21 protein-coding genes are annotated in these 24,651 nt (G+C 72.9%); 8 read left to right on the top strand and 13 right to left on the bottom strand.

Going from position 1 to position 24,651, the window contains the following annotated elements:
- Nucleotides 1–185 precede the first annotated feature (185 nt).
- The 8 genes from AB0J10_RS19605 to AB0J10_RS19570 form a co-directional block, all read right to left on the bottom strand.
- On the bottom strand, nucleotides 186–3,056 hold the full coding sequence (locus AB0J10_RS19605) for an NHLP bacteriocin export ABC transporter permease/ATPase subunit (RefSeq protein WP_363063183.1): 2,871 nt from the start codon (nucleotides 3,054–3,056) through the stop codon (nucleotides 186–188).
- A gap of 1 nt (nucleotide 3,057) precedes the next feature.
- The gene (locus AB0J10_RS19600) at nucleotides 3,058–5,184 is read right to left on the bottom strand and encodes an NHLP family bacteriocin export ABC transporter peptidase/permease/ATPase subunit (RefSeq protein WP_363063389.1); all 2,127 of its coding nucleotides are present in this window, start codon (nucleotides 5,182–5,184) and stop codon (nucleotides 3,058–3,060) included.
- A gap of 194 nt (nucleotides 5,185–5,378) precedes the next feature.
- The gene (locus AB0J10_RS19595) at nucleotides 5,379–6,314 is read right to left on the bottom strand and encodes an HlyD family efflux transporter periplasmic adaptor subunit (RefSeq protein WP_363063181.1); all 936 of its coding nucleotides are present in this window, start codon (nucleotides 6,312–6,314) and stop codon (nucleotides 5,379–5,381) included.
- A 94-nt stretch (nucleotides 6,315–6,408) separates the two neighbouring features.
- Complete coding sequence (locus tag AB0J10_RS19590; RefSeq protein WP_363063386.1) at nucleotides 6,409–6,636, bottom strand: type A2 lantipeptide; 228 nt, start codon at nucleotides 6,634–6,636, stop codon at nucleotides 6,409–6,411.
- Nucleotides 6,637–7,239: 603 nt separating this feature from the next.
- Entirely contained in the window at nucleotides 7,240–8,943 is a 1,704-nt protein-coding gene (locus AB0J10_RS19585) for a sigma-70 family RNA polymerase sigma factor (RefSeq protein WP_363063179.1), read from the bottom strand.
- A complete protein-coding gene (locus AB0J10_RS19580; protein ID WP_363063177.1) occupies nucleotides 8,940–9,506 on the bottom strand; it encodes an NUDIX domain-containing protein in 567 nt (188 codons plus the stop codon). Before AB0J10_RS19580 ends, AB0J10_RS19585 begins: the two co-directional genes overlap by 4 nt.
- 199 nt (nucleotides 9,507–9,705) lie before the next feature.
- Nucleotides 9,706–10,110 (bottom strand): hypothetical protein, encoded by a 405-nt coding sequence (locus tag AB0J10_RS19575; protein WP_363063384.1) that lies wholly within the window; start codon nucleotides 10,108–10,110, stop codon nucleotides 9,706–9,708.
- 5 nt (nucleotides 10,111–10,115) lie between these two features.
- Nucleotides 10,116–10,580 (bottom strand): ATP-binding protein, encoded by a 465-nt coding sequence (locus AB0J10_RS19570; protein WP_363063175.1) that lies wholly within the window; start codon nucleotides 10,578–10,580, stop codon nucleotides 10,116–10,118.
- A gap of 240 nt (nucleotides 10,581–10,820) precedes the next feature.
- Here AB0J10_RS19570 and AB0J10_RS19565 point away from each other — a divergent pair, with 240 nt between their 5' ends.
- From AB0J10_RS19565 to AB0J10_RS19555, 3 genes are all read left to right on the top strand, one after another.
- Entirely contained in the window at nucleotides 10,821–11,681 is an 861-nt protein-coding gene (locus tag AB0J10_RS19565) for a helix-turn-helix transcriptional regulator (protein ID WP_363063173.1), read from the top strand.
- On the top strand, nucleotides 11,682–11,918 hold the full coding sequence (locus AB0J10_RS19560; protein ID WP_093657991.1) for a DUF397 domain-containing protein: 237 nt from the start codon (nucleotides 11,682–11,684) through the stop codon (nucleotides 11,916–11,918).
- Between the two features lie 117 nt (nucleotides 11,919–12,035).
- Nucleotides 12,036–12,845 carry an SAM-dependent methyltransferase gene (locus tag AB0J10_RS19555; RefSeq protein WP_363063171.1) on the top strand — a complete coding sequence of 270 codons (810 nt, stop codon included), beginning with the start codon at nucleotides 12,036–12,038 and terminating at the stop codon, nucleotides 12,843–12,845.
- Between the two features lie 242 nt (nucleotides 12,846–13,087).
- Here the strand turns inward: AB0J10_RS19555 and AB0J10_RS19550 are convergent, their stop codons facing one another.
- Nucleotides 13,088–14,101, bottom strand: coding sequence for a CocE/NonD family hydrolase (locus AB0J10_RS19550; protein ID WP_363063169.1), 1,014 nt, complete (start codon nucleotides 14,099–14,101; stop codon nucleotides 13,088–13,090).
- A 149-nt stretch (nucleotides 14,102–14,250) separates the two neighbouring features.
- Between AB0J10_RS19550 and AB0J10_RS19545 the strand changes: the two genes are divergently transcribed.
- A complete protein-coding gene (locus tag AB0J10_RS19545; protein WP_363063167.1) occupies nucleotides 14,251–14,901 on the top strand; it encodes a GNAT family N-acetyltransferase in 651 nt (216 codons plus the stop codon).
- Nucleotides 14,898–15,815, top strand: a complete 918-nt coding sequence (locus AB0J10_RS19540; RefSeq protein WP_363063165.1) for a PaaX family transcriptional regulator C-terminal domain-containing protein — start codon at nucleotides 14,898–14,900, stop codon at nucleotides 15,813–15,815. The genes AB0J10_RS19545 and AB0J10_RS19540 overlap by 4 nt, the downstream gene beginning before the upstream one ends.
- Before the next feature lie 183 nt (nucleotides 15,816–15,998).
- On the opposite strand, the gene AB0J10_RS19535 is transcribed toward AB0J10_RS19540, so the two are convergent.
- The 4 genes from AB0J10_RS19535 to AB0J10_RS19520 form a co-directional block, all read right to left on the bottom strand.
- Nucleotides 15,999–16,694, bottom strand: coding sequence for a DUF5825 family protein (locus AB0J10_RS19535; protein WP_363063163.1), 696 nt, complete (start codon nucleotides 16,692–16,694; stop codon nucleotides 15,999–16,001).
- Nucleotides 16,695–16,729: 35 nt separating this feature from the next.
- Complete coding sequence (locus tag AB0J10_RS19530; RefSeq protein ID WP_363063161.1) at nucleotides 16,730–18,736, bottom strand: RiPP maturation radical SAM C-methyltransferase; 2,007 nt, start codon at nucleotides 18,734–18,736, stop codon at nucleotides 16,730–16,732.
- 370 nt (nucleotides 18,737–19,106) lie between these two features.
- Nucleotides 19,107–20,999 carry an alpha/beta fold hydrolase gene (locus AB0J10_RS19525; protein WP_363063159.1) on the bottom strand — a complete coding sequence of 631 codons (1,893 nt, stop codon included), beginning with the start codon at nucleotides 20,997–20,999 and terminating at the stop codon, nucleotides 19,107–19,109.
- The gene (locus AB0J10_RS19520) at nucleotides 20,996–22,465 is read right to left on the bottom strand and encodes an MFS transporter (protein ID WP_363063157.1); all 1,470 of its coding nucleotides are present in this window, start codon (nucleotides 22,463–22,465) and stop codon (nucleotides 20,996–20,998) included. The genes AB0J10_RS19525 and AB0J10_RS19520 overlap by 4 nt, the downstream gene beginning before the upstream one ends.
- Before the next feature lie 768 nt (nucleotides 22,466–23,233).
- Between AB0J10_RS19520 and AB0J10_RS19515 the strand changes: the two genes are divergently transcribed.
- The 3 genes from AB0J10_RS19515 (at nucleotide 23,234) to AB0J10_RS19505 (ending at nucleotide 24,620) form a co-directional block, all read left to right on the top strand.
- Complete coding sequence (locus AB0J10_RS19515; RefSeq protein WP_363063155.1) at nucleotides 23,234–23,662, top strand: Rrf2 family transcriptional regulator; 429 nt, start codon at nucleotides 23,234–23,236, stop codon at nucleotides 23,660–23,662.
- A gap of 90 nt (nucleotides 23,663–23,752) precedes the next feature.
- Nucleotides 23,753–24,490 carry an NIPSNAP family protein gene (locus AB0J10_RS19510; protein WP_363063153.1) on the top strand — a complete coding sequence of 246 codons (738 nt, stop codon included), beginning with the start codon at nucleotides 23,753–23,755 and terminating at the stop codon, nucleotides 24,488–24,490.
- Between the two features lie 7 nt (nucleotides 24,491–24,497).
- Nucleotides 24,498–24,620, top strand: coding sequence for a hypothetical protein (locus tag AB0J10_RS19505; protein WP_363063151.1), 123 nt, complete (start codon nucleotides 24,498–24,500; stop codon nucleotides 24,618–24,620).
- The last annotated feature ends 31 nt before the right edge of the window (nucleotides 24,621–24,651 follow it).

Raw genomic sequence — 24,651 nt, 5'->3', positions numbered from 1 at the left:
GTGCGCTGACCGGGCGCCGCCGGAGACCGCGCGTCGGCCGCGTCGGCTGCGGTGGCATGCTCCGGTCCCTCGGGACTCGGCCCCCGACCGGGGCGGCTGTCCGGTCCCGCGAGGCGGGCCGTGGTGCCCGCCGGCCCGGCGGGCGTAACGCTCTCAGCCCTCAACAACCGGTCGCCACCGCACCGTCAGATCATCTGCCGCCGCACCAGTTCGTGCAGCCGGCCGCCCACGTCCGCCAGCAGCCGGGCCGGCGGGCCCTGCTGCACCACGCGGCCCTCGGACATGACGATCACACGGTCGGCGTCCATCACCGTCGACAGCCGATGGGCGATGACGATCCGGGTGGCGTGCAGCGCACGCGTGCTCTCCGTGACGATTCGCTGGGTCGCGTTGTCGAGGGCGCTCGTCGCCTCGTCGAAGAACAGCACGCGCGGGCGGCGGACCAGCGCCTGGGCGATCATCAGCCGCTGCCGTTGCCCGCCGGAGATCGCGCCGGCTCCGGAGATCATGGTCTGCATGCCCATGGGCATACGGCGGATGTCCTCGGCGAGCCCAGCCATCTCGGCGGCCGCCCACGCCTCTTCCTCGGTGAACGGTTCCGCGCCGCGGATGCAGTCCAGGATCGATCCGGTGAACGGCTGGGAGTTCTGCAGGACGACGCCGCACTGGCGGCGGACGGCGGCCTGGTCCAGGGCCGCGAGGTCCTGGCCGTCGTACAGCACGCTTCCCGAGGCGGGACGGTCGAAGCCGATGAGCATCCGCAGCAGCGTCGACTTGCCGCAGCCGCTTGGCCCGACGACCGCGACGAACTCCCCGGGCCGTACGCTCAGGGACACGTCGTCGAGGACGAGCGGCCCGTCCTCCGTGTAGCGGAACGACACCTTGCGGGCCTCGATGGCGCCGGACAGCTCGCCCGGATGGGTGCTGGTCCCCCGGACCTCCGGGGCCTCGTCCAGGACCGGCTTGATCTGTTCGAACATCGGTAGCACCGCGGCGGCCGAGACCAGCGCACCGGTCAGCTGGGTCACGGACGTCAGCATCATCGTCACGGCCGTGTGAAACGTCAGGAACTCGCCCGCAGTCAGACTGCCGCTCGCCGGGCCCGCCAGCAGCATGAACATGATCAGCGCGCTCAGCGGCAGATAGACCGCGTCGAGGACCGTCGTCAGATTGCGGATCCGGCCCGCGCGCCGGTGCAGCTCCCGGCTGCGCGCGAACTGCTTCGCCCATGCCGCGTACGCGAAGCTCTCCGCCGCGGCGACCCGCAGCTTGGGCAGTCCCCGCAGGGTCTGGAACGCCTGGTTGTTCAGCTTGTTGTTCAGCTCCACCAGCCGGCGCTGCCAGCGCAGCTGCCACAGCCCCATGCCGAGGAACACCGCCGCGATCACCAGCAGGATGCCGATCGCCGCGAGCGCCAGCGGAACGCTGTACACCAGCAGCAGCACCATGTTCATCGTGCCGACCGTGCACGCCTGGACGACGACCGGCCCCACGCCCGAGAGCAGCCGCCGGATGGCGCTGACGCCCATCGCCGCGCTCGCCAGCTCGCCGGTGGAACGCTCCGCGAAGAACTTCGTCGGCAGCCGCAGCAGCCGGTCCCACACCGCGGGCTGCAGCGTGCTCTCGATCCGGCCCTCCATACGCAGCACGGTGAGGTTCTGCATCAGCATGAAGACGGCCGAGACGGCGCCCGCGACCATCACCGCCACCGACACCTGGACGATCAGGTCGGTCTGGGCGTTCGGCACGTACACCCCGAGCACCTTGCCGGTGGCGATCGGCACCAGCGCGCCCAGGACGACCGCGACCAGCCCCGCGACGGCCAGGTTCCGCACGTCCGTGCGCGAGCCGCGGAGACCGAAGCGCATCAGTCGCCACAGGCTCAACGGCCGCTCCGGCAGCGGCCGGTAGAACATCACGGCGCGCTGCTCGAACTCCTCGGCGTTCTCCTCGCCGACGCGGATGCGGCTGCCGGTGGCCGGGTTCACCGCCTGGTACCCGCCGCGCCGCCACAGGAGCGCGACCGGCGCCCCGGATCTGGCCCGGTGGCCCACCAGCGGGCCGCAGTCCTCCCGCCACCAGCGGCCGTCGAGCCGGACGGCACGGGTACGCACCCGGGAGGCGAGGGCGATGCGCTCCACCGGGCCGGTCCGCTCGTCGACCGGTGCGCCCTGCGCGAGTTCGGCGAGCGTGACGCCGGCCGCCGAGGCGACGAGCCGGCACACCGCGTACGCGGCGTCGTCGGAGAAGGCACCCCGGGAGCGGGCCGAAGAGGCCGTGCGGGAGCGGCCGATGGATGCCAGCAGCGCCTGGTCGGCGCCCGCGCGGACCGCCTCTCCGGCCCTGATCCCGGCGGCCGCCCGGTCCTCGTGGGCCTGCTCCAGCCGCTCGATCCAGCGGTCGAGCCCCGACAGCAGCCGGTACTGCTGGTTGACCATCTGCTGCCAGAGCGCCCCGTCGACGAGCAGGTCGGCGGCGGCCTCGGCGCTGAACGCGGCGCCGTACTGCACACTGCCGGGGAAGACCGGAAGCCACAGGACGTCGTCGTCCGCGACCGCGTCGTCGTCCGTCGTGCGCCCGTCCAAAGGTGCCTCGAACAGCACCCGTTGGCCGCGTCCCACGCCGAGCGCGAACGCGTGCTCCAGCAGGCTCAGGGTGCCGTCCTGGCTGTCGTACCGGCTCTGGTAGGGGCTCCGGTACGACCAGGCGTCTCCGTGTCCGGACTGCGGGTGGAGCTCCAGCAGCGGGATCCGGCGCATCACGCACCCCTGCGACGGCCTGCCGACCAGGGTGTGCTGGGGGCCGTCCACCGGGCCGAGCAGCAGCGTGCCCTTCTCCAGGCGCCCGAGGAAATGCCAGTGGCCCTGCTGGACCGCGTCGACGGCGAACAGGTCCAGCGCGCCGTCGACCAGCAGCCACAGCACCTGCGGACCCTCCAGCGGCAGACTGCGCAGTCCGGCGCAGTCGACGTGCTGTCCGAGCCCGCCGAACGCGGCGAGCACCGCGTCGTCGGGATGCGCGGAACCGGCGTGCTGACCGGGCTGTACGGGGATCACCTCAGTGCTCCTTGACCAGTTCGGCGTACGCGCCCCCGCGCGCGACCAGTTCCTCGTGCCGTCCGCGCTCCACGACCGTGCCGTGGTCGAGCACCACGATCTCGTCGCTGTCGCGCACGGTGCTCAGCCGGTGGGCGATCACCACGCAGGCGCAGCCCCGGCGGCGCAGATTGTCGATGATCAGATGCTCGGTGTCCGCGTCCAGCGCGCTGGTCACCTCGTCCAGCACCAGCACACTGGGCCGGCGCACCAGCGCCCGGGCGATTTCCAGCCGCTGCCGCTGCCCGCCGGAGAAGTTGCGCCCGTCCTGCTCGACCCGGCCGTGGACGCCGCCGGGCCGCCGGGCGACCACGTCGTACAGTTCTGCGTCCTTCAGCGCGTCCACGACGGCCTCGTCGGTGATCGACGGATCCCAGAGGACCACGTTGTCGCGGACCGTTCCCTCGAACAGGAAGACGTCCTGGTCGACGAAGGAGACGGAGGCGGCGAGCGCGCCGCGCGGGATCTCGTCCAGCCGCCGCCCGTCGATGCGGATGACGCCCTCCCAGGGGCTGTAGAGACCCGCGATCAGCCGGGACACGGTGGACTTGCCGCTGCCGGAGCCGCCGACGAGCGCGACCTGGCTGCCCGGGCCCACCGACAGGGAGAAGCCGGTGAGCAGCGGCTTGTCCAGCGGGCTGTAGCCGAACGTGACGTTCTCCAGGGTGACGTGCCCGCGCAGCCTGCGGGTGCTCGCGGGGGGCTCGGGGCGCGTGTAGAGCCCGTCGGCCGGGAAGTTCTCCACGTCCTTCAGCCGGGCGACGTCGGCGGCGAAGTCCTGGATGCGGGAAGCCATCCCGTTGAGCCGGGTGATCGGTGCGGTGAACCGGGTCACGAGCGCCTGGAAGGCGACGAGCAGACCGATCGAGATGTGGCCCTCGACCGCCCGCATTCCACCGATCCACAGGATCAGCGCGCTGTTCAGCGTCGCCAGGGTGGGTGCCACGACGGCGAGGGCGGCGCTCGGCACACCGAGCCGCTGCTGCTCCTCGAGCGTGATGGCGTGCTGTCCGGCCCAGCGGCGGAAGTAGCCGTTCTCGCCACCGGTAGCCTTCATCGTCTCGATGAGCTGGATGCCGGTGTACGAGGTGTTCGTCAGCCGGGCGCTGTCGGCGCGCAGCTTCTGGGTGCGGGTCGCCCGCAGGCGCACCACGATCCGCATGGCGACCACGTTCAGCAGGGCGATGAGTACGCCGACGACGGTCAGCTGGGGATCGTAGGTCCAGAGCAGCAGCGCGTACAGGACGACGACGATGCCGTCGACGCCGAACGCGGTGAGGTCGCGGGCCAGCGTCTCGGCGACCGCGTCGTTCGACTGCAGCCGCTGGACGAGGTCGGCTGGGCTGCGCTGGCCGAAGAACGTCACGGGAAGTCTGAGCAGATGCCGGAAGAACCGGGCACTGCTCAGCGTGGACGAGATGACACGGCCGCGCAGCAGATTGGCCTGCTGGAGCCCGGTCAGCACGGCGGTCAGCGCGACCATCGCCGCCATGGAGGCGAAGAGCACCCCCAGCAGCGAGGTCTGACGGCCCACCAGGTACATGTCGATGTACGTGCGGCTCAGCGCGGGCAGCGCCGCGCCGACCGCGACGAGAAGCAGGCTGGCGAGCAGCGCGGCGGCCATCGTGCCGGTGGTGCCGCGCAATCGGGCGGGCACCGAGCGAAGGACGCCGGGCTTGCGGCCGCCGCGTCGGAAGCCCTCGTCCGGCTCGAAGACCAGCACCACGCCGGTGAAACTGGTGTCGAAGTCCTCCGTGGACACGAACCGGCGGCCCTTGTCCGGGTCGTTGATGTGCACGCCGCGGCGCCCGAGCCGACGGCCCGTGCCGTCGTAGACGACGTAGTGGTTGAACTCCCAGAACAGGATGGCCGGCGCCCGGACCCCGGCGAGCGCGTCCGGCTCCATCTGCATGCCCTTGGCCTGGAGACCGTAACTGCGGGCCGCCTTGAGGATGTTGCTGGCGCGGGAGCCGTCGCGGGAGACACCGCAGGCGATCCGCAGCTCCTCCAGGGGCACGTGCCGGCCGTAGTGGGCGAGCACCATGGCGAGCGCCGCGGCGCCGCACTCCACGGCCTCCATCTGGAGCACGGTGGGGGTCCGGACGTTCTTCTGCCTGACCGGTGCGGCGGGCCTGCGGGCCGCCCGGCGCGGGTTCGCCCGCCGCTGGTCGCCGCCGCGCCGTCCGCCCACGGTACGGGCGGTGGTTCGGGAGGTGGTACGGCCGGTGCCGCCGGGGGTGGTGCTACCGGAAGTGGTGCTACCGGAAGTGGGGGAGGGAGCCGTCACGGGAGCAGCCAATCGATCGGGCGCTGAGAGGCCAGGCGGATCGCGCCGCCGGCCGGGGTCATGGACGCGACGGCGTACGGCGGCCCGCCTGCGGTCGACCAGGCGTAACCGGATTCGGTGCGGGCGGAGCGGTCGAGCTCCACCAGAACGGCGACGGGCCGGCCCTGGCGGGTGAACTGCTCGGCGAGCTGGGCGTCGCCGAGGAAGCCGGCGATCTGCTGCCGGCTCTGCGGGGCGCGGCCGACGGCTTCGACCCGGCCGCGCAGCACTCCGTACTGCTGCGAAGGCACCGACTGCACGGTGAGGTCGACCCGCGCGCCGACGGGGACGGCCGTGCCGTTGTCGGCGGGGAGGTAGAGCACCGCCTTCAGCGGGGCGCCCGTGCCGTCGACGCGTTCCAGCACGGCGATGTCCGAGCCGGTGGTGACGACGGCGCCGATGGTGGCGGCGAGGGACGTGACGCGACCCGGGGCGAGGGTGCGGACGAGGGTGCCGCCCTGCTTCCCGTCGCCTGCGTCCTTCCCCGTGCCTTCGTCGCTCTCGCCTTCTGCGCCGCCGGTGGCGGTGCCCGATCCGGGGCCGCCCGTGGTGCCGCTTCCGGCGGACTCGACGCTCCCGCTCGGGGCGTCGGCGGTGCGCACCCGCAGCAGCGGGGCGCCGGCCGGGAGGCTCTTGCCCTCCTCGGCGAGTACTTCGGTGACCTGACCCGCGACGGGGCTCTGCAGCACGTAACTGCCCTGGGCGTGGGTGAGAATGCCCGGCGCGCGGACCGTGGGCGAAACGGTGCCGGTGGTCGCCCAGAGGGCACCCGCCGCCATCGCGACCACCGTGGTGCTCAGGACGAGCCATCCCTGCGGGCGGGCGAACCGCACCGGCAGGTCGATCTCCTCCGGCGACTGCAGCTTGGAAAGGGCCTTCTGGCGGAACTGCACGACACTCTTCCTCGACTGCGACGATCCGTGCCAGGGGTATGCTGACGCGTGAGCCCCGGAACCTTGACCGTTCCGGGGCTCACGCGTTGCCGGCTCAGAGGGAGGCGGCGTAGCCCGTGAGGGCGGCGGAGTTGAGACCCGCGAACGACTCGACGGCGGCGAGACCGCCACCGGCGACCTCGGAGACCGGGGCGACGGAGTCGACGGTGGAGGTCAGACCGGAAACCGCGCCGGCGGCAACGGCGCTGTGCAGACCGCCGGAGACGTTGTCGAGGTCGGCGTCGGAGATCTCAGCGGTCTCGACCTGGGGGGTGAAGTTCATGATGAAGCTTCCCTTCATGTGGATATTTCTAAGGGTCACGGCCGGCCCCGCCGGATTACGTACCGGCCGCGTCACGGCGGGCGTGCGGGTCCACGGAACCGGGAACCCGAGCACAACTCCCGCAGTGCGCAGGATCAAAGCACGCCGAAGGACCCAACATCCAATCCCGGGGCGCCCGGTCGGCGCCCGATCCGTCCTGGAACCAATTTCGCGTGCATGCGTGTCCACGTGGTGGTGGCGACTTCTTCACAAGTTCCACCGGCTCGATTCCTTCCGGGTGAATGGACGGCGGTCGCGGAATCGGACACTCCGGTCTCAATGGATCAGCCGCCCGCCCAACCCGCGCGGCGCACGGGGCGGGGGTCAATCGCCGTGCATCGGTTGCGTGTTCGGTGTGCAGGTTTGCGGAAGACTATGTTCCGGTCTGCATGGAGGGGCGTGGGCCGCCTGGGGAAGCCGCCTGCCGGCCGTCGGTGCGAAGGGTGCGCGGGACTCCGGCGGGGCACCGCCGTCGCGTTCGACGTGGGGGACGGCGTGCGCGGGCCGTCGCCGCGAACGCGGGGTGGGCCGCCCCCGAAGGCCGAGGAGGCGGCCCACGAGCGGTCAGAGGGAGGTGCCGAACGCCTGCGTCCACCAAGGCCCGCCGGAGGCGTCGTGGATGCCGACACCGAGCTCCTTGAACGAGCAGTTGAGGATGTTGGCGCGGTGGCCCGGACTGTTCATCCACGAGTCCATCACCGACGAAGGGCTCTGCTGGCCCCGCGCGATGTTCTCCCCGTACGTGCTCCACCGGTAGCCGGCGGCGGTGATGCGGTCGCCCGGGTCGGTGCCGTCCGGGCTGGTGTGGTCGAAGTAGCCACGGGCCGCCATGTCCTCGGAATGACGCCGTGCGGCGGTCTCGAGTTTGTCGTTGCTGCGCACCGGGCCGCATCCCGCCTCGGCACGCTCGGCGTTGACCAGGGCGACCACCTGCTCCACGTCCCCGCTCGGGAGCGGGGGCTCGGGGTCCGGCGCCTTCGGGGTGGGTGTCGGCTCGGGCTTCGACCTGGCCGTGCTCGGCTTGGGCTTCGGCTTCGCCGCCTTGCTGGGGGCGGCGCTCACGCTCGGACTCGGGGAAGGGGAGGGCGAGGCGGAGAGCGAGGGAGACGGTGACGCGGACTGCGAGGGGGAGGGGGAGGGCTGCTCGGTGGAGGCGGGGGCGGCCACGGTGGAGGCGGGGTCCTCGGACTCCTCGGGGCCGAGCAGGAGATGAGCCGTACCGCCCGCGGTGACCAGGGCGGCGACCGCGGCTGCCACGGCCGTGGTGCGGCGGCGCCGCCGTGCGCGCTCCATGCGGGCCTGGGTGCGCGACGCCCCGGCGGCCGACTCGCCGGAGCCGGGCAGGTCGTCCTCCCCTGCGGCCCCGGTGGAGCCGGGGGCGGACGACGCGTACGGGGCGCCCTGTGCGTGACCGGCGCCGCGGCCGCCGCCCGGGTGCGGCGGTGCGCCCAACGACGCCGTGGCCGCCAGGTCCGGGGGCTGCGGGGTGAAGGCCGCCACCGACGCGGCCACCGGCACCAGGGCGAGCCCGACGAGCAGCCCTTCGGCGGGCACCAACCCCGACCAGTGGCCCGAACAGACCGTGCAGCCCCGCGCGTGACGGGCGATCCGCTTGCGCCACAGCGCGGAGGGCAGACCGTCCCAGCCCGCGACGATCGGCTCCAGCAGCACGCAGCCGGGGTCGGCGGACAGGGCGCGGACCACCACGCGGGCCGTCTCCAGCTGGGCCTTCATACGCTGCACCCGGACCGCCGTGTGCTGCGGGGACAGCTCCAGTGCGGCGGCGACCTCCTCCCGGGACAACTCCCCCGCGGCCTCCAGCCACCACAGCGACAGCAGGGCGCGGTCGTCCTCGTCCAGCCAGCGGGTCGCCTCGGCCGTCTCCCGCCGCTGACCGGAGAGGCCGAGGCGGGTGATGGTGAGGTCCACGAAGTCCGCGCCGGGGTCGACCACGTCGTACGCGTCGTCCAGCCCGCCGCCTCCGGGTATCGCGCCCGCGCGGCGCTCCCGCCAGTGGCCGCGTATCTGGTTCATGGTGATGGCGACCAGCCAACTGCGGAAGCCGTCCGGGCTGCGCAGCCCTCCGAGGCCGCCGAGGACGCGGAGCATGGTCTCCTGCACCACGTCGTCCACGTCGGCGTGGCCGTTCATGGCGCGGCCGACGATGTTGTAGACCAGCGGCAGGTACTCGGCGACGAGCCGGTCCTGGGCGTGCTGGTCACCGGCCTGCGCCGCCATGATCACCGCGGCTTCGCGTTCGCTGCTCACGCTGTGTCCACTCTCTTCCTGGGCTGGGACGTGTCTCCTCCGACATCTGGGAGACGCCCTGCCTCCGTCCCGATAACAGAAATCGGATAGGAGTACGCAGAAACAGCCGGGAGTGTTAGATCCGCACGCCAAGAACGTAGGACCGCGGCGGAGGGTTCGAACAGTTCGCCCGGAATGTCGCCCGGTTCGTGCCACTGCCAGCGCACGATCTTGTCCGGCTCGGTGACCTCCGGCTCGCCCTCCACCCCCGTGACGAGAGCGGCCGCCGAGATCCGGGTCAGGCCGCGCTTCCCGTCCACGACCACGGCGACGACGGCCATGTCCTCCTCGCGGACCCGCAGCCCCGTCTCCTCGGCGAGCTCCCTCGCGCCCGCGCGCTCGAAACTCTCCCCTGGGTCGACCTTGCCCCCGGGCAGCTCCCAGCGGCCGCTGTGGTCCAGGCCGAGCAGGATCCGCCCGCCGGGCTCGACGACGATCACGCCGACGCCGGTCAGGCCGTTGGGTGCGGGGAACGCGCGCGCGGGCCGCTCGTCGGGAGCGGGGCCGGGGGAGTGGGTCACCATGCGGGGATCGTACGAGGCTTCGAATGCCGTCCGTGACGGACTCGGTCCCCTTGCGACGGGTCCGGACGGCTGTGACGGGCCCCGGCGGGCGCGAGGTCCCGGTTTCGGCGCCGTGCGCGCCCCGGCCCGCGGGCTCTCCCCGGGCGCCGCCGTCGGACACGTCGAACGGAGCGGGGCGGCCGCGTCCGGCCGGGTCCGTTCACACTCCCTGTGTGCTCCTGGATCCGTGGCGTGCCCATGCGGGTGCCACGCCCGTGATCTGGCAGACCATGAGGTACAGCGGAATGGGCGGGGTGTAGGGGCTCGAGTCCTGGGGCCAGTGGACCAGTCGGGTCCCCTCGGCCGGTACGTACGCCCCGGGGGAGTAGTACGCGGGCAGTGGCCACGCCAGGTCCTGGTCGGAGTCGGCCGGGACGATCCACCACATCCAGTCCGTGTCCGAGTAGACACAGCCCGTGCGGGGGAGGCGGGCGAGCAGCCGGTGGCCGTGGCGGACGGGCAGACCGACAGCATCGTGACCGAGTGTGGCCGGCAGTCCCGGCGGGACGTCGAGGCGCAGCTGCCTCCGGGTGTCGTCACGCCCCCTGGAGAGCAGGCCGGCCATCGACCTCAGCACGGCCGCCCCAGCGCCAGCTCGGCCCAGACGACCCGTCCCGGACCGGGGTGCGCGTCGTGGGCTCCCCAGGCACTGCTGACCGCGTCCACCAGCAGCAGTCCGCGCCCGCCCTCCTCGGCGGAGACCCGGCGCAGTCGCGGCTCGCCCGGCGGGCAGCCCTCGTCCTGCACCGCTATGCGCAACTGGCCCGGCACGTCGTGCAGTTCGCACAGGACGCGCTGACTCGCGGTGTGCACGACGGCGTTGGTGAACAGTTCGGACGCGACCAGCGCGACCGTGTCGAAGTGGCTGCTGTCCACACCCCAGCGCATCATGCGCTCCTGGATCAGGTGCCTGGCGCGCGCGACCGAGTCCGCCCGGCCGGGGAGCTCGAACCCGAAGCGGCGGATCGCCGGCACCGAGGAGGCCGGCTGACGCGGCACCGCGAGTACGGGCCTGAGCGTGTTACCAGGAGCCACGACCAATCCTTAACGGTGGGGAAGCGGTGCCGTGCATGCCTCTCCCCGGGCACGGCACGGCAGCCTCGTGAACTGGTTCACCGAGCCACTCTCCCCCCGATGCCGACACTTGGCAAGAGGCACTCTGAAAATTGCAGAGTGCTGGGTTCTGGGACAGGGTGGCATGGCACACTCGTCGTGACACCGAGTCGTGGCGTCGGGTCGTGCACATTCGAGAACAGGGCGCTGGGGAGGTCTGTAGTGAGCGAGCCGCGGTCCGCCCCCACGGTGGGGCAGGTCGTACTGGGCAAGCGACTGCAGGATCTGCGGGAGCGAGCCGGCCTGAGACGCGAGGAGGCCGCCAAGGTCCTCCGTGTGGCTCCCGCCACGATCCGCCGGATGGAGACGGCGGAAGTCGCTCTCAAAATCCCCTACGTCCAGCTCCTCCTGAGGGCGTACGGCATCCCGGAGGACGAGGCCGAGGGCTTCGTCCAGCTCGCCGAGGACGCCAACAAGCCCGGCTGGTGGCAGCGTTTCCACGATGTGCTCCCCGGCTGGTTCAGCATGTACGTCAGCCTGGAGGGGGCGGCGAGCCTCATCCGCGCGTACGAACCGCACTTCGTCCCCGGGCTCCTCCAGACCGAGGACTACGCCCGCGGTGTCATGCACAGCGGAGCCCTCGGCGCCACCAGTGCCGAGGACGTCGAGCGGCACGTCGCCCTGCGCATGGAGCGACAGGCCCTGCTCGGCAGGTCCGACGCGCCCAGATTCTGGGTGATCATGGACGAGACGGTGCTGAGACGTCCGGTGGGCGGACCGAAGGTGATGCGGGCCCAGATCGACCGGCTGCTCGAAGCGGCCGAGCGGCCCAACATCACCCTCCAGGTCGCCGAGTTCGCGACCGGGCCCCACGCCGGCACCTACGGGCCGTTCGTGCTCTTCCGCTTCGCCGTGCCCGAACTGCCCGACATGGTCTACAGCGAGTACCTCACCGGCGCGGTCTACCTCGACGCACGCCCCGAGGTGGCCTCGCACCTGGAGGTCATGGACCGCATGGCGGCCCAGGCCGCCACCGCACAACGCACGAAGGACCTCCTCCGGAGCGTCCGCAAGGAGCTGTGAATGGACCGCATTTACAACGGCATGCCCGCCCGGGAGCTCGGCTCGGAGGGCTGGCACAAGCCGTGGAGCGGTGGCAACGGCGGCAACTGCATCGAGGCCATGAAGCTGGCCGACGGCAGGGTCGCGGTGCGCCAGTCCGCCGATCCCGACGGCCCCGCGCTCATCTACACCCACGGCGAGATCGCCGCCTTCATCCAGGGCGCCAAGTCCGGTCAGGCGGACTTCCTCCTGACGTGATCGGCCGAGGGCCGGGTGGGGGCCCGGTCGCCGAACACCTGACTCCTGGTCAGTAACCTTTGCGGTACGCGCAGTTCATCCGTCCACCGCCACAACCTCGACCCCTGGAGGCGCCAGATGACCGGGCAGGACCCCGCCGCCGTACGCATCGACACCAGCAAGCCGCACCCGGCCCGGATGTACGACTGGTTCCTCGGGGGCAAGGACAACTACCCGGTGGACGAGGAGATGGCCGAGCAACTCCTCAAGCTCGACGCGCGCGGCCGCGACATGGCCCGGGTCAACCGGGCCTTCATGCACCGCGCCACGCGCTGGCTCGGCGGCAACGGCATCCGCCAGTACCTGGACGTCGGCACCGGCATCCCCACCGAGCCCAACCTCCACCAGATAGCCCAGGAGGTGGCGCCCGAGTCCCGCGTCGTCTACTGCGACAACGACCCGATCGTCCTCGCCCACGCCGAGGCGCTGCTGCGCAGCACTCCCGAGGGTGTGACCGAGTACATCCAGGCCGACGCCCGCCGGCCGGAGGCCATCCTGGAGGCGGCCGGCAAGGTCCTGGACTTCGGCCGCCCCATCGCGCTGTCGCTGCTCGCGCTGCTGCACTTCGTGGACGACGAGGACGGTGCCTACGAACTGGTGGGCCGGCTCGTGGGTCGGCTCGCCCCCGGCAGCTACCTCGTGCTGTCCCAGACCACCGGCGACTTCGCCCCCGAGAAGGCCGCCCTGGCCCGGGCGATGTACAAGGAGCGGGGACTCACCCTGCGCCCCCGCTCCCGCGAGGAGTTCACCCGGTTCTTCGACGGCCTCGACCTCGTCGAGCCCGGGGTGTCGCTGACCGCCGAATGGCACCCGGAACTCGGTGAGGCCGTCGCGGTGACGGGCGACGACCCCATCCCGGGCTACGCGGGCGTGGCGCGCGTTCGCTAGTACCGCGTCAGGCCGTGTTCGCCCCGGCGTGACGCCCGGCACGGCGACTCGCGGTGTTGCCGAATCGACCGAGTGGACCCGCCACGAGGTCGATCCGGCGCCTGGCGATCCTTCCCCTCGGCCCGGCGGGCCTGGGGAGACCCCAGGCACCGGACGCCGCTGCTCGACGGGCGAACCGTGCCGGACCCAGCACCCGTTCCGAGGGCCGGCGATGTCCCGCCTGCCCGCTCCAGGGGCGGCGTTCACGGCGCCTCCCGGCCGGTGTCGAGCTGTTGCAGGAAGCGGGCCTGGTCCGCGAGGAAACCGTCGGTGTACAGCCGCCGGGGGGCGAGGACGGCGGTCGCCGTCAGGCGCCAGTCCGAGCGCGCCAGATCGTGGTCGACCAGGGAGTGGGCGGCGTCGGGATAGCGCGCGACCGTCAAGGAGTCAGCCGGCAGGACCTCGCGGTGGACGGCTTCGGTGTCGTCGACGTCCACGTGGACGTCGTGGCCGGCCAGCACCAGCAGCAGCGGCGTGCCTCGCATCGCCCGCAGGTCGGCGGTCGCGTCGGACCTGTGGTTCCTGGCGATGAACGCCCACCGCCCCGGCGTCATGTCTCCGACGTCACCGACCGCGGCCCGGTACTCGGCGAACGACGCCCCGACCTTCAGCAGGCGCAGGCCGGTCTCACGCCTGCGCAGTGCCGCCTCCTTCTCCTGGGCGGTCGCGCCGTCCCTCTCCAGTTCTGCGAGGAGGTTGTAGCGGCCCTGCCGCAACCAGTTGACGGCCGGGGAGACGGCGATGACGAACTGCAGCTCCGGGTCTCGGGCTGCTGCCTTGGGCAGGACCCAGCCGGCCTGGCTCGCCCCCCACAGGCCGATACGGCGGCCGTCGATGTCGGGGCGGTTGCGAGCCCAGGCCACCGCGGCCAGTGCCTCGTCGGCCCGGTCGGTCATGCTCTGGTCCAGCCAATCGCCCTCGGATCCCCCGACTCCCGGCTTGCTGAACGACAGCGAGGCGTATCCGGCGCGGGCGAAGGACTCCCACAGCGGCCGGTAGAACGACTCCTGCGTCGCGTCGACCGGCCCGTCGCCGTGGACGAAGACCACCAGGCCGAACGGTCCCTCACCCCGCTCCGGCCGCGCCAGCACCCCATCGAGCAGCTTGCCGTCGTGCCGCAGCGACACCCGCTCCTCGCGCAGCGCGTAGGTGTGCTGCCACACCACGACTGCGCCGAGCGCGGCGACCGCCGGCAGTCCCCCCAACAGCGTCCACACCGCCCACCGCCACCTGCGCCGCACCGACGTACCCCGTGTCCGGAACAACCCGGCCCCCAAATCTATCGCTTCAAAAACGGTCGTATCGATGATGAACGTACTACCATCGATCGCACAAGGGCGATCCGGCGGACGGAGGAAGGAGCGGCGTGGACACGACGGCAGGCGAGACCGACCGGAACCACGGCCCGGTGGTGCGCAGGGGCGTACCCGGAGGCACCGAAGGGCAGGTGGCGGAGCTGTACTGGGAGGCGTTCGGCCGAAAGCTGGCCCCGGCTCTCGGCCCGTCCGAGACCGGGAGGGCGTTCATCGCGGCCCACCTCAACCACGACCGGGGTGTCGTCGCTCTCTCCGGTGACCGGGTGGTCGGCGTGGCCGGCTACCGGCTGAGCGGCCGTGCCCTGACCGGCGGCGGCGTGCAGGAGGTTCTCTCCGCCTACGGCCTGTTCCGCGGCCTGCCCCGACTTGCGGTGCTCGCCCTGCTCGAACGCAGCCCCGCCGCAGGCGAACTGGTCATGGACGGAATCGCCGTCGACACGGCACACCGCGGCAAGGGCATCGGCAGCCTCCTCCTGCGGGAGATCGGAGCCGTGGCTGCCGAGAACGGCTGCCACCGCGTCCGCCTGGACGTCATCGACGCCAACCCCCGCGCCAGGGCGCTGTACGAGCGGCACGGCTTCACCGCCCACCGCACCGAGCGGACCCCCTACCTGCGCAGGCTGATGGGCTTCGGCGCGGTCACCACCATGCACCGCCCGGTCACCGCACCCGGCGCGGCGAGCGAACGGAACCCAGGATGAGCACCGATGCGGCCCGCGCCGACGGATCGGCAGAGCGGCCGGAGATCCCCACCCGGCTGGTGGTACAGGCCATGGTCCGCGAGGACGGCACCGTCGACGCCGCCGACCTGTACGCCGTCGCCGGCCTGCTCGGGATGGGGGACCAGCAGATCCGGCTCTGCGTCAAACGCCTCGTCGGCGAGGGCCGGTTCACTCAGCAAGGCCGGGGCCGCAGAGCCACGCTGCACGCCGTGGCCGATGTGACCGGAGCCCTCGCACCCGACGCCGCCTACGTCCGCCACGCGTACCGGCAGGACGCCGGACTCGCCCCCTGGGACGGTGCCTGGCACCTGTTCGCCTTCGCCGTCCCCGAATCCCGGCGGGCCGCCCGTGACGCGCTGCGCGAGCACCTCCTCCACCTCGGCGCCGCACCCGTCCAGAGCGGCCTGTACATCACCGCCAACCCAGTGGCCGAGCTCGTCGAAGCCCAAGCCAGGCACCTCGGCGTCATCGAGACCCTGACCCGGCTGACCACCACCGACCCGAGGATCGGTGACATCGCCGACCCCCGCGACCTCGCCGCCGAACTGTGGCCGCTCGGCGAGATCGCTCAGGGGTACGAGGACCTCGCCGCCTTCGCCAGGGCAAGCCTGGCCCGGCTCACCCAGCGGCCGGAGCCGTCGGACGCCGAGCGTCTCACCACGGCCGTCGAACTCGCCGCCCGGTTCACGGCCGCGATGAGGCCCGACCCCCTCCTGCCGCCGGAGCTGCTGCCACAGCCCTGGCCGGGGAACCGCGCCCGACGCCTGGCGGCCGACTGCTGGAAGCGCCTGCGCGAATCCGCACCGGCTGGTGGAACCCCCACCCTGCGTCTGTTCGCGCTCTACGCCGACGCGCTGCTCCCGGGAGCGCCGGACCGGACGGATTCGCCGTGAGCCGTTGATCCCGTCCGGTCACGGCGCCCGCCGTACCGCGCCTGCCGTCAGGCCCGGGCAGCGGGGGACGAGGAACCGCGTCGCCCCGCTCACCTTCCGGTCGCGCATCGGGCCGGCGCCACCCGATGGGTCCGTCCGGCCCGCACGCCCTCGCCGCCGATCCCGGCCGCCCCGAGCCCACCCTCAGATCGCCATCGCCTCCTGGATCCAGCGCTTCACCCGGTACGGCAGCCACCAGGCCAGCTCGCCGACGCCCAGGACGAGATGCTCCTCGGTGAAGTCGGCCAGCACGTCCGGCGGCACGTCGGCCGCCGGGGTGCCGTGGTCCAGCCGGGCGATCGCGTCGTGGTAGTGCGGCTCGTCGCAGGTGAAGCGCCGCAGATCGCCCCAGCGGCGGTCGCGGATCTGGAGGAAGCCGGGGCCCTGCCGCCACAGGCACTTGCACAGGTAGTGGCTGCTCCGCCAGGCGAGCAGCTGTTCCTCCGCCCGGTCCGGGCCCTCCAGCCGCTGCGGCGGCTGGAGATGGCTGAGGAGCTTCCACGTCTCCTCGTCGCCGGGCCCGACCCGCAGCCGCCACTCGACGAGCACGGCGCGTGCGGTGAGGTCCCGGACCAGGCAGAGCGACCGCACCGTGCGGCGGGCGGCGGCGGGCGCGGCGTTGGCCGCGGGGGTCAGGTCGACGGTGCGGGGCACCACGACCCGCCGGGCCCCGAGGTCCCACAGCCGGTCGGTCTCCTCGTCCATCGGGCCCGAGAGCCGGTGGCTGCCGAGCGCCATACCGGGCAGGGCACAGGCGTCCGGGTCGTAGTCACGCCATGCGGTGACCGTCAGTGGGATGTCGTCGGCGGTGGTGCTCGGGGGGTGGACTGCGCTGGTCATGGGGCCTCCTGGGAGCGCGGGTACCGGGCTGCGGGTCACACCGAGACGGGCGGCTGGACGGTGTCGTGGGGCGCGTCCGCCCGGCTGCCGTCACCGCCGCCCGCCCACGCGTCCCCGTCGGCGGCACCCCCGCCGGCCGGCGCGGGTGCCGCGGCACCCGCGGTGTGCAGATGCCGCATGAAGTCCAGCCGCAGCAGGTCCTCGTTCACCGCGGCCGGGGCGATGTGCACGTACTGGCCGCCGTCGGTGAAGACGATGCCCCGGGCGACCCATTCGTCCAGGACCCGCTCCACCTCCTCCTGGCCGCGCGGGTCGCCCGGGACACGGGCCGCCGCCTTGCGGGCGAGCGCGGCCGGAGCGTGCGGCTGGTCCAGCAGCCGGAACAGCGCGACCTCGAACGGATCGGCCAGTTCCCACGCGCGCCACGGGAACGCGCGGCGCCTGCTGACGAGCACGATCCGGTCACCGAGGTCGGTGTACGTCAGCCTGGCGTCGGTGTGGTGCTTCCTCCAGCCGGCCAGCGCGTCGTTGAGGGCGGAAACGGTCGGCTCGCCGATGCCGCGCGCCGGGGCCTCGAAGACGTAGGCGAGGTCGTACAGCTCCTCCTCGGGAAGGTCGTAGGTGAAGCGGTAGTGCGCCTCGGGACGCAGCCCCGTGAAGCCGAGTTCGGGGCGGTTGAAGTACGGGCTGAACCGCTCGATCGCGATTCGGGCGGACAGGTCGACCGGCGGGTCCAGGTGCTCCAGGGCGGGAATCTGCGCGATGACCGGCTCGTAGTCCTCCGCGGTCTCACCGGGGAAGCCGTGCAGGTAGTTCCAGGAGACCGACAGGCCCGTCTCCGCCCCGTCGCGGAGCATGCGCACGTTCTGGCACCCGCTGACGCCCTTGTCCATCAGGTCGAGCACCCGGTTGTTGAGGCTCTCGATACCGGGCTGGACGTAGATCAGTCCCGCGTCGGACAGGGTGCGCAGCTGGGGCCGCCGCATATTGGCCTTGATCTCGATGTGCAGCCGCAGGTCGTAGCCGCTGTCGATGATCCGCGGCAGCACGGTGGTCAGATAGCCCATGTCGAGGATGTTGTCGACGACGTACATGTCCAGGACCCGGTGGCGCCGGGCCAGTTCCATGATCTCCTCGTAGAAGACCTCCGGGCTCTTGCTGCGGAACTGCATGAAGGAACCGTTGAGGCCGCAGAACGTGCAGTGGTGCTTCTCGCCCCACCAGCAGCCGCGGGCGCCTTCGACGACCAGCTTCGGCTCCACCCAGTTGCGCGCCACGGAGGCGGCCAGGCACTCGAAGTAGCCGCTGTAGTCGGGTGGGAGGATGTGGGCGGGCGGCAGCGGCGCGGTGGCCATCGGGTTGACGACGCTGCCGCCGTCCGACGCCCGGTGGCACAGTCCCGGGATGCCGCCGAGATCGGCCCGTCCCTCGGCCAGCGCCCTCACCAGTTCCGGGAACGCGGTCTCGCCCTCGCCACGCACGACGTGGTCCACGAACGGGAAGTTCCGGTGGACCGCGGCGCCCTGCTCGGCATCGCAGTTGGCCCCGCCCATGACGGTGACGATGTGCGGCGCGAGCCGCTTGACGTGGCGGGCGGCCGCGAGGGCCGCGGTGTTCTGCTGGAAGGTGGAGGTGAAGCCGACGACGTCGGGGGCGTGCTCCACGATGCGCCGCGCGATCTCCTCCACGAACGCGGGCACTTCACGGTGCAGCTCCCGCGTCATCCGCATCCGCGACCCGCGCAGCTTGCCCTTCATCACCGACGCGAACTCCTCCTCCCGCCACGAAGGGTCGCCGTACAGCGCCGAGGAGAACACCCAGTCGCCGCATCCCATGAAGTAGGAGGACAGGGAGTAGTACTCGTAGTCGTCGGCGGCGAACTCCCGGCGGGCGGTGATCCAGTCGGTGAAGTCCAGGTTGGCGTGCAGGACCTCGGCCGTGGCTCCCGGGACCCGCTCGTCGATGCTGCGCTTGAGGATGCCGAGGGCGAGTGAGGGCAGGTCGATGGGGGACCAGGGCATGTTGACCAGCAGTACGCGCACTTCGGCTCCTTGACGGTCCTCGAACGGTGGGTCGTTGGGTGCTGGGGCGGCGGGTCCGGGCCGGTCCGCCCGGCGGCCTGTCGTCACGCCGGGCGGACGCGGGGCTTCGACGGTGCCGGCCGGCCCGGTGCGTGCCGGGCCGGCCGGGCCGGCTCAGTCCTCCTCGGAGTCCTCGGCGTTGCGGAACGGGATCGTGATGGTGATCCCGACGCTCGGCTTGCGGTTCTCCTCGTCACCCGCCAGCGGGTCGTTGTTGATGACGTCCTTCTGCACGGTGTCCTCCTCTCTCTGGTGCGCCGATGTGGTGCCTGTCCCGGTGCCGCCGACGCCGGCGGCCGGCCGGGATCCCCCTCCGGTCGGAGCGGGACGTCTAGGTGTGCCGGGTCCCCGGGGCCGGGGCGCGCGGGCCCCGGCGCCCGGCGCGGCGCAGTTCGTGGTCGAGGAAGCCGATGGCGCGGCGCAGCACGGCGACGTGGTCGCGCCCGTCGTAGCCGTCGTGCCCCGTGTCCAGCCACATGGCCTCGTGCCGCACGCCCTCGCGGGCGAGGGCCCGCAGATAGTCGCGTACCTGCCCCGGCGGGCACTTGTCGTCGCGCTCGGCCGCGACGACCAGCAGCGGGGCGCGTACGCGGGAGACATAGCTCACGGGCGAGCTGCGGGCGTACGCCGCGGGCATCGTCTCGGGCGTGCCGCCGAACAGCCGCTCGTCGAGGGCACGCAGTGCGGGCGTGGCGGTACGGTGGGCGGCCGCGCAGTCGGCGACCGGCTTCACCGCGACGACGGCGCGCCACAGGGCGGGGTCGACACCGGCCGCGAGGAGCGCGAGGTACCCGCCCCACGAACTGCCCCACAGGGCGGTCGCGTCGGCCCGCACCAGACCGCGGCGGACCAGGTCGGCCCGCACGGCGGCGAGGTCCTGCACCTGGGTCAGGCCCACGCCCGCCGGGTACGCGCGCCGCCAGCGTGCCCCGTAGCCCGTGGAGCCCCGGTAGTTGACGCGCACGACCGCGAAGCCGGAGGCCACCAGGGAGTGCACGACGCCGTCGTAGGCGTCGCGGTCGTGGTCCGCCGGACCGCCGTGCACCAGGAACACCGCCGGGGCCGGGATCACGTCCTCCGGCAGGGCGAGCAGGCTGTGCACCGGGCCGTCCGGACCCGGGGTCCAGACCTCGCGGTGGTCGCCGGGAACGGAGCCGTCGACGGTCCCCAGCGGCGGCAGCCGGGTGCCCGCGGTCGACAGCATGCGGGGCGGTCGCGAGGCCGAGGTCCACAGGCGGTGCAGGTCCCCGCCGGGCCGCACGGCCGCGGCGAGCAGGGTGCCGGGCGGTGTCGGCACGATGGTGACCGAACGCCGGCGGGGGTCGGCGCGGTGGAGCAGGCTGCGGCCGTGACGTTCCTGCCGGACCAGCACGCTGCCGCCGTCGGGGTACCAGGAGGCGGTGATCTCCGTGTCGAATGCGCACCACTCCCAGCTGCGCAGTCCGGAGCCGGGCCGCCAGACCGCGAGGACGTAACGGTCGCGGTGCTGCCGGACGAGCAGCAGTTCGGTGCCGTCGTCGCCGTGGTGGACGCCATGGTCGTCCGCGCGGGTGGTGTCTTCGCCGTTCACCGGCCGGAAGCCCAGCGCCCACAGTTCCCCGCCGTGCCCGCCACCGCGCAGCGCCGCCCGTACCGTGCCGTCCGGGGACAGCACCGTCACCGCGCGATCGGAGCCGGCCGGGCCGCTGACGGCGAGGTGCCGCCCGTTCGGTGAGATCCCCGCGAGCACGGCATGACCCTCGATCCGCGTCACGGTTCGGGCCCTGCCCCCGCGCGGGCCGATGCGGACGGTGGTGCCGTCGTCCGCGGCCGTGGCGACGGCGACCGTGCCGTCGGAGGTGAAGGCGAGCCCTCGTGGGGCGCCGTCCGGAACACCCTGCAGACCGGGCCGGTCCTCGCCGCCCTCGAAGGGCCGGAACCTCCAGTGGCCGCGGCCGTCGGCGTCCTCGTCGAACCACCACACCCGGGCGTCGTGGTCGATGGCGCAGTGCAGCGTGCCGCCCGGACGGTTCGTGACCTGCTCCGCCACACCCGTCTTCGCGTCCCAGGTGAAGACCTGGCAACGTCCTTCGGCGTCGGCGGTGAAGGTCATCCGAGTGGGGTCGGTGGGGCAGACGTCCGGCAGCTCGGCGCGGTAGGTGCGGAAGCGGGGCGTGGGGCGTTCGCCGCCTGCGGGCAGCTCGGCGGGGCGGCGCCGGGCCTCGGCGGCGGAGCGGCGGGTCACGGTCGGCCTCCGGGGCGCAGACGTCCGGCCCGCAGGCCGGTGAACAGGGCGAGAAGCGCGAGCGCCGGGGCGCAGACCGCAGGGGTCGCGGCCGGGCCCGCGTGCGTGGCGAGCACCCCGGCGACCACCGGTGAACCGGCGCCCGCACCCACGACCGCCGTGGCCAGCAACGCGCCCGTCCTCGCCTGGAGATGGTGCGGGGTCTCGGCGATCGCGGCGGACTGGACGACCACGGTGGCCGGGGCGAGCAGCAGGCAGAACGCCCCGAAGCAGAGCCCGAGGCTCCAGGGCGACCCGGCCACGGCGAGGCCGGCGGCGGGAAGCACCGTCAGCCAGGTCACGGCGACCAGCGTCCGCGCGCCGCCCAGTCTCCGTACGACGGCGGGCGCGGCGAGCGCACCGGCGAGCCCCGCGCCGCCGGACACCGCCAGCACCAGCCCCATCGCGACCGGCCCGCCGTCGTCCTGCAGCGCGAACAGGGCGGAGAAGTACAGGGCCGCCAGCGCCGCGTTGACCGTCGTGGTCCAGACGAGCACGAGACGGAGGCGGGGGGCGGAACGCAGCAGGGCGAGGCCGGCGACGGTCTCACGGGCGTACGACCGCAGTGCGCGCAGTGGAGCCGCCGTCCCCGTGGGCCGCGCGTCCGGGGCGGGCGCGGAGCCGTCCGCGGCGGGGGACCCGGGCGACGGGCGAGCGCCGGCGGGGGCCTCCGACGCGACGGACGCGGCCGCCCGCGCGTCGTCCGGGGCGGGCGCGGGCGCGGTGGAGCCGGCCCGCAGATCGGAGCGCATGGACCGGACGCACAGGGCCGTCACCACGTACGAGAGCGCGTCGGTGGCGAAGGGGAGGGGCCGGGCGAGCTGGTACAGCACACCGCCGAGGAGGGGGCCTGCGACGAGCGCGGCTCGGTCGCCGGCCTCCAGACCGGCCACGACGCGGGGCACCTCGTGCGGCGCGGCGACGACCGCGACGGTGCCGCGGGCGGCGGCCTCGAAGCACGCCGTGGCCGTGCGCTCCACGAGCAGTGCGCCGAGCAGCAGCGCGAACGGAGGCCGGCCGCCCGCCACGGACAGGGCCACCGCCCCCATGGCCGCCGCGGCCACCGCGGCGGAACCGGCCATCACGGGTTTGCGCAGGCCCCGGTCGGCCGCCACCGCCACGACGGGCCCGCAGACGAGCGTGACGAGCATGCCCGCGCCCGCGAGGAGCCCGACCGTCGTCGGCGGGTGACCGAGTCCGAGGAGAAGCAGGGGGAAGGCGACGCCCGACATCTGGGTGCCGAGGGCGTCGGCGGCGTTGGACGTCCACAGCAGTCCGATGTCACGCGCGGCGCCGGGGCGGCCGGCTCTGCCGTCGCACTCCTCCGGTCCGGCCGGCGGGTCGTCCGGAACCTGGCGGACGAGTCCGTTCCGCTCGCCGCGTAAGCCCACGCCGTCGGAGTCGCCGGAAGACGCAGCACGTTCCATGCCCTGCCCCCCTCGGGCCGTGGTGGTACTTCCCGCCCTCACCTCGCCGTTCCTCCCTTGTGCGCAAAGAGCGCACAAATATGCAGGAAATGTGCGGGAAGCGAAATCGAGCGGAGCCTAACCATGGCGATTCGACGGCCGCAAGGCATTGGACGTCGACCGGTTCTGTCGCAAATCGGCCGTCGGCCATGGCTGTACGGGGTCGGGCCGCGTCTTCGCGGCTTACCCGCCCCGGGGTGTCGCCCGTCCGGTCAGCGGAGGTCCGGCACCGCCCTGAACGGCGGCTTCCGCGCCTCCGCTTCACATCGGCGCATCCCTCGTCCGTCCCGGATGGGCGGAACCGTGTTCTCCGGTACGTCGTGTGCGCATTCCGGACTTCACACGGAGGGCCGGACTCCTCATTGTCCGGCCGAATGTGTTTGTGTGAGCAAAGTGCCTCCGGGGGTGAATGCGGCAGGTTCCCGCGTGGCGGGTGTGGTGGATGTGTCGAACCGGCCTCGGGTCGGGCGCGATGGCCGGGCGGCTCGGTGCCGCTACCCGATTGGCGGGAAACCGCCCTCGCGTCCCCCGACCCTGTGCCCCGATGCCGGCCCTCACCGCCGCGGCGCCGATGAACGTCACCGCTCTCCAAGGCTGCGCGTCATCGCCCGCCGGGCGCGGGCCGAGGTCCGTGCGGCGCGGTAGTGGCACCTCGCCGGACTTCGGGCGGCCCAAGTGGCTTGACCGCCGCGGTGGATGTAACAGAAACTGTTTCAACAAGGAGGGGTGATGGCCGCGAACAGTCGATTGACCATCGCGACGCATGCGCTGGCCTGGCTGGCGTTGGCGCAGCGCCGCGGTCAGGAGGTGCTCACCTCGGAGCAGGTCGCGGCCAGCGTCAACACCAACCCCGTGATCATCCGGCGTAGCCTCGGCGACCTGCGGCGAGCCGGCCTGGTGAAGGTCCGCCACGGCGCCGGTGCGGGCTGGAGCCTGGCCCGCGAGCCGGGGGAGATCACGCTGCTCGAGGTGTACGACGCCGTCGACGCGCATCCGCCGTTCGGCCTTCACCACACCGAGCCCAATCCGCAGTGTCCGGTCGGCCGCGGCATCCGGCCCGCCCTGAGCGGGGTCTACGGCCGGGTCGAGCGGGCCATGCGGCGGGAGTTGGCGGACACGTCGATCGCCGATGTGCTTCGCCGGACGCTGGCGCCATAGCCGACGGTCCGACGGTCCGGCAGCCGGACGGCCGCCGTGCCGTGTGTTGTGACCAGGATTGTTCCAACAGCTGAACGAGGGGTGGGACTGGTGGAAGCTCTGCGAAGTCCGGTCGTCGAACTGCGGCAGTACACGCTGCACCCGGGACGGCGAGACGTACTGGTCGATCTGTTCGACCGCGAGTTCGTCGAGTCCCAGGAGGCAGTGGGTGCGACGGTCCTGGGGCAGTTCCGTGACCTGGACGACCCCGACCGGTTCGTCTGGCTCCGCGGCTTCGAGGACATGCAGCGCCGCGCCGAGGCCCTGGAGAGCTTCTACCACGGGCCGGTCTGGCAGGCGCACCGCGACGAGGCGAACGCGACGATGGTCGACTCCGATGACGTGCTGCTGCTGCGGCCGGCCTCGGCGCGCGGTGGGTTCCCGGTGCCGGTCGCCGCCCGGCCGGCCCCCGGCGGGCCGGCCCCGTCGCCGCCGTCGCTCGTCCTCGCCACGATCTGGTACGGCCACGGTCCGTTCGACGCGACGTTCGCCGAGTTCTTCCAGCAGCGCGTGCGACCGGTACTCGCCGGGACCGGCGGCGAGCCACTGGCGTACCTGCAGTCGGAACACGCCCCGAACACCTTCCCGGCGCTGCCGGTACGGATGGGCGAGGAGGTCTTCGTGTGGTTCGCACGTTTCGCCGACGAGGACCACATCGACGACCACCTGAATCGCCTGCGGCAGTCAGGACGCTGGCGCGAGGAGGTGCTGCCGACCCTTTCGGAGCGGTGGGCCAGGCCCCCGCAGCGGTTGCGGCTGGCACCCACCGAGCGGTCGCTGCTGCGGTGAGTTCCTGATGAGCCGGGCGACGGACGGCGACCGCGTCGACCGTCACCACGCCGACCGGCGCCGCGACGTCGTCCGCATCCGCCGTGCGGTGTTCCCGGCCGCCCGGCCGGGAACACCGCACGCGCCCTGACCCGACCGGTGCGCTCTCGCCCGTGCGGTCG

It is taken from the genome of Streptomyces sp. NPDC049887 (assembly GCF_040656535.1).
Classification (GTDB): Bacteria; Actinomycetota; Actinomycetes; order Streptomycetales; family Streptomycetaceae; genus Streptomyces.
This window is presented reverse-complemented; position numbering and strand designations above follow the sequence as displayed.

What these genes read in the sequence shown, in the direction of transcription:
- AB0J10_RS19590 (WP_363063386.1), bottom strand. Translation starts at nt 6,636, where the DNA reads ATGAACTTCACCCCCCAGGTCGAGACCGCTGAGATCTCCGACGCCGAC.
- AB0J10_RS19580 (WP_363063177.1), bottom strand. Translation starts at nt 9,506, where the DNA reads ATGGTGACCCACTCCCCCGGCCCCGCTCCCGACGAGCGGCCCGCGCGC.
- AB0J10_RS19575 (WP_363063384.1), bottom strand. Translation starts at nt 10,110, where the DNA reads ATGGCCGGCCTGCTCTCCAGGGGGCGTGACGACACCCGGAGGCAGCTG.
- AB0J10_RS19560 (WP_093657991.1), top strand. Translation starts at nt 11,682, where the DNA reads ATGGACCGCATTTACAACGGCATGCCCGCCCGGGAGCTCGGCTCGGAG.
- AB0J10_RS19555 (WP_363063171.1), top strand. Translation starts at nt 12,036, where the DNA reads ATGACCGGGCAGGACCCCGCCGCCGTACGCATCGACACCAGCAAGCCG.
- AB0J10_RS19540 (WP_363063165.1), top strand. Translation starts at nt 14,898, where the DNA reads ATGAGCACCGATGCGGCCCGCGCCGACGGATCGGCAGAGCGGCCGGAG.
- AB0J10_RS19535 (WP_363063163.1), bottom strand. Translation starts at nt 16,694, where the DNA reads ATGACCAGCGCAGTCCACCCCCCGAGCACCACCGCCGACGACATCCCA.
- AB0J10_RS19520 (WP_363063157.1), bottom strand. Translation starts at nt 22,465, where the DNA reads ATGGAACGTGCTGCGTCTTCCGGCGACTCCGACGGCGTGGGCTTACGC.
- AB0J10_RS19515 (WP_363063155.1), top strand. Translation starts at nt 23,234, where the DNA reads ATGGCCGCGAACAGTCGATTGACCATCGCGACGCATGCGCTGGCCTGG.
- AB0J10_RS19505 (WP_363063151.1), top strand. Translation starts at nt 24,498, where the DNA reads ATGAGCCGGGCGACGGACGGCGACCGCGTCGACCGTCACCACGCCGAC.